4 protein-coding genes and 1 tRNA gene are annotated in these 3,515 nt (G+C 63.6%); all 5 read left to right on the top strand.

What is annotated here, in order from left to right:
- Nucleotides 1–347: 347 nt before the first annotated feature.
- The 5 genes from ACO6D5_RS26600 to ACO6D5_RS26580 all read left to right on the top strand — a co-directional run bounded on the left by ACO6D5_RS26600 (nt 348) and on the right by ACO6D5_RS26580 (nt 3,513).
- The gene (locus tag ACO6D5_RS26600; protein WP_485827040.1) at nt 348–596 is read left to right on the top strand and encodes a hypothetical protein; all 249 of its coding nucleotides are present in this window, start codon (nt 348–350) and stop codon (nt 594–596) included.
- Between the two features lie 3 nt (nt 597–599).
- The gene (truA, locus tag ACO6D5_RS26595) at nt 600–1,409 is read left to right on the top strand and encodes a tRNA pseudouridine(38-40) synthase TruA (RefSeq protein WP_485827039.1); all 810 of its coding nucleotides are present in this window, start codon (nt 600–602) and stop codon (nt 1,407–1,409) included.
- A gap of 53 nt (nt 1,410–1,462) precedes the next feature.
- Nucleotides 1,463–2,560: a TRAP transporter substrate-binding protein gene (locus ACO6D5_RS26590; protein WP_485827038.1), complete on the top strand. Its 1,098-nt coding sequence runs from the start codon at nt 1,463–1,465 to the stop codon at nt 2,558–2,560.
- A gap of 66 nt (nt 2,561–2,626) precedes the next feature.
- Nucleotides 2,627–3,304, top strand: coding sequence for a phosphoribosylanthranilate isomerase (locus ACO6D5_RS26585; RefSeq protein ID WP_485827037.1), 678 nt, complete (start codon nt 2,627–2,629; stop codon nt 3,302–3,304).
- Between the two features lie 132 nt (nt 3,305–3,436).
- Nucleotides 3,437–3,513 (top strand) — tRNA-Val (locus ACO6D5_RS26580).
- Nucleotides 3,514–3,515 lie beyond the last annotated feature (2 nt).

Here is a 3,515-nt window from a genome sequence, read left to right as displayed (position 1 = left end):
CAGGCACTCCGGGTGCCGGTGGTGCTTCAGGTGCCGCAGGTACTTCGGGTGCCGCAGGCACTCCAGGCGCAGGCGGTACTCCGGGCGCAGCAGGTATTCCGGGCGCAGCCGGTACTCCGGGCGCAGCCGGTACTCCGGGCGCAGCAGGTACTTCGGGCGCAGCAGGTACTTCGGGCGCAGCAGGTACTCCGGGCGCAGCAGGTACTCCGGGCACGGCAGGTGCGCCGGGTGCGACAGGTACTCCGGGCGCAGCCGGTACCGCGGGCGCCGCAGGCACCCCGGGCGCGTCCTCTGCCGACAAGGCGGCGGGAACGGCTCCGACCAACGCCAAGGACCTCACGTCCGGCATGCCCGGCTGGCTTGCCGATAATCTGCTCGTCATCGTCACCGCCGTGCTGGCGCTGATCGCATTCGCCATCGCCTGGTTGCTGCGCCGTGCCGGGGCCCGGCGCGGGGACGACGACGAGGAAACGTACGCCTATAACGAGCCTGCGCTGGACACGGCAGCGCTGAACCGCAAGCTCGATACGATCAATCTCGACCTGGACGAACCGCCCACGGACGAACCGCGCCGAGTCAGCGGTCCACGGGTTTGAATAATGTCTAGAGTTGCATTGGGGCTGGCGTATGACGGCTCCGCTTGGCAGGGTTGGCAGACGCAGCCGCACCGGCAGACGGTGCAGGACACGCTGGAATCCGCCCTGGCCAGTTTTTGCGGTGTGGAAGGTACCGTTCCCACGATTTGCGCCGGCCGAACCGATACCGGCGTGCATGGCGCGATGCAGGTGGTCCATCTGGACACGACGCTGGACCGCCGCATGGAATCCTGGGTGCGGGGCGTGAACGCGTTTCTGCCCCCCAGCGTTTCGGTGCAGTGGGCGCAATCGGTGTCCGACGAGTTCCATGCGCGCTTTTCCGCGCGCGCCCGCACCTACGTTTATTTGCTGTGGCGCGGCCGGGTCCGGCCGGCGCTATGGGCGGGAAGGGCGGGCTGGTGCTTCCAGCCGCTGGATGTGGCGGCCATGCGGACTGCCGCGCAGGCGCTGCTGGGCGAACATGATTTCTCCAGTTTCCGGTCCTCGCAATGCCAGGCCAAGCATCCGGTGCGCCACATGCACCGGCTGGAAATCGAAGAGCGCGGGCCTTTCCTGGTGTTCACCTTGAAGGCCAATGCGTTCCTGCATCACATGGTGCGCAACATCATGGGCGCGCTGTTGCAGATCGGGCAGGGCAGGGAGTCCGTGAACTGGATGGCGCAGCTGTTGTCCTGGCGCGACCGCAAGCTCGGTGCACCCACGTTTTCGCCGGATGGCCTGTATTTGTCCGCGATTGATTATCCGGCTGAATTCGGCCTGGAAGAATTGGACGGCGGGTCGTTGTTGCTGTCGCCGTTCACGCAGACCTATTAGGAAAGCGCTGTAACCCAAGGCGCGTTTCCCGCGCCCACTTGGAGGTCTTTGCCATGCAACGCCGCGCGTTTTTGAAGCAAACCGCCTTGGGCGCCGCCGCAGGCAGCGCCGCGCTGGCGGCACCGGCTTTTGCGCAAGACGCGCCCACCGTGTCTTGGCGGCTGGCGTCCAGCTTCCCGAATGAGTCGCCCACGCTGTTCGCGGGCGCGGAGGACGTCGCGCGGTATGTGGCTGAAGTCACCGATGGGCGCTTCCGTATCGAGATCTTTCCCGCTGGCGATCTGGTGCAGTCCGGCCAGGTGCTGGAAGCCGTGCAGCATCGTGTCGTGGAGTGCGGCCATACCGCGTCGACCCGGTATTTCGACATGGATCCCGCGCTGTGCTTTGACGCCGGGGTGCCATTCGGCCTGAATACCCGGCAGATGAATGCCTGGATGACCCAAGGCGAAGGCCTGGCGCTGACGCGCGTGCTGTTCGACAAATACAACATCTTGAATTTCCCTTGTGGCTACACCGGGGCGCAGATGGGGGGCTGGTTCCGCGGCGAGGTCAAGACCGTGGATGACCTGCGTGGCTTGAAGGTCAAGGCGGGCGGCTTTGCCCGGCACGTGCTGGCGCGTCTGGGAGCGACGCCGGTCGAGGTGGCGGTTTCGGATACCTATGCCGCGCTGGAGGACGGAACGGTCGACGCCGTGGCGTGGGTCGGCCCCCATGACGACGAAAGCCTGGCGCTCTACAAGGTTGCCAGGAACTATTACTTTCCGGGATGGTGGGCGGGCACCCTGCAATTGTCGCTCTACGTGAATCAGGACGCGTACGATGAATTGCCCAAGCCGTATCAATCCGCGCTGGCGTTGGCCTGCCGCATGGCCACGGGCAACATGATCGCCAAGTACGACGCGGGCAACCCGGACGCGCTGCGCCGGCTGGTGTCGCGCGGCGCACAACTGAAGGCGTTTCCCAAGCCCGTTCTGCAGGCGTGCTACGAGGCTTCGCTGGCCGCCTATAAAGAGATGGGCGCCAAGGACCCGATGTTCAAGAAACTGTACGAAAGCATGACGACTTTCCGGGACAAGGAAGTGCCCTGGTTCCGCGTGGCCGAAGGCAGTTTCGATAATCTGATCGCCACGTTGGGCCAACCGGGCGCCTGAACCCCTCTGGCGCGCCGGATATACTGGTCCTGCACGTCGCGTTGGGCGACATAAGTGATGAGTTTCATGCGCACACGCATCAAGATCTGCGGATTGACCCGCGAACAGGACATCGAAGCCGCCGTGTCGGCGGGCGTCGACGCGATCGGTTTTGTCTTCTACGCCAAGAGCAAGCGCTGCCTCACGCCGACGCGCGCCGCGCAACTGCGCCGCACGGTGCCGGCGTTCGTGGACGTCGTGGCGCTGTTCGTGAATCCGGATCCCGCGGATGTGCAGGCCGTGCTGGATCAGGTTGGGCCCGAACTGCTGCAGTTCCACGGCGACGAGACGCCGCAGGATTGCGGCCGCTACGGCCATCGCTTCCTGCGCGCGTTCCGCGCAGGCGCGCCGGGCCTGGATACGGCGGAAGACCTGGCTGCCAGCTGCCGCGCCTATGGCGAAGCGGCGGGGTGGCTGTTCGACAGCTACAGCGCCGGATACGGGGGCAGCGGGCACGGATTCGACTATGCCTTGCTGGACGAGGTGCGTGCGGATCCTGTGTCGCGGCCGTTGATTCTGTCGGGTGGATTGAACGGCGAAAACGTCGGTCAGGCCATCGAGTGGGTGAGGCCTTGGGGGGTCGATGTCAGTAGTGGCGTCGAAGTCGAGCAAGGAATAAAAAGTTCTGATAGAATCTCGTTCTTCGTTGATGCAGCACATGCAGCGGACACGAAATTGAAGGGAAAAAGTAGTGCAGGCGGATGAGGTTTTGGCGTTGGTTTTAAGCACCAACGCCGATGCTTAAAAGCAAAACTTCAAACGCAATGAAAACAGCAAAAAGTTCTTCAAGACGATTTGCACAGTTCAAAAAAGCACTATATAATTCTTCTTCTTTGCAGGCGGTTAGCTCAGTTGGTTAGAGCGCCACGTTGACATCGTGGAGGTCGTTGGTTCGAACCCAATACCGCCTACCAGA

The sequence above is a fragment of the Achromobacter sp. genome, from assembly GCF_057314935.1.
The sequence above is the reverse complement of the archived record's forward strand: the minus strand, read 5'-3'. Positions and strand labels throughout refer to the sequence as shown.

Coding starts and splice junctions, on each gene's coding strand:
- ACO6D5_RS26600 (WP_485827040.1), top strand. CDS start 348: ATGCCCGGCTGGCTTGCCGATAATCTGCTCGTCATCGTCACCGCCGTG.
- truA (WP_485827039.1), top strand. CDS start 600: ATGTCTAGAGTTGCATTGGGGCTGGCGTATGACGGCTCCGCTTGGCAG.
- ACO6D5_RS26590 (WP_485827038.1), top strand. CDS start 1,463: ATGCAACGCCGCGCGTTTTTGAAGCAAACCGCCTTGGGCGCCGCCGCA.
- ACO6D5_RS26585 (WP_485827037.1), top strand. CDS start 2,627: ATGCGCACACGCATCAAGATCTGCGGATTGACCCGCGAACAGGACATC.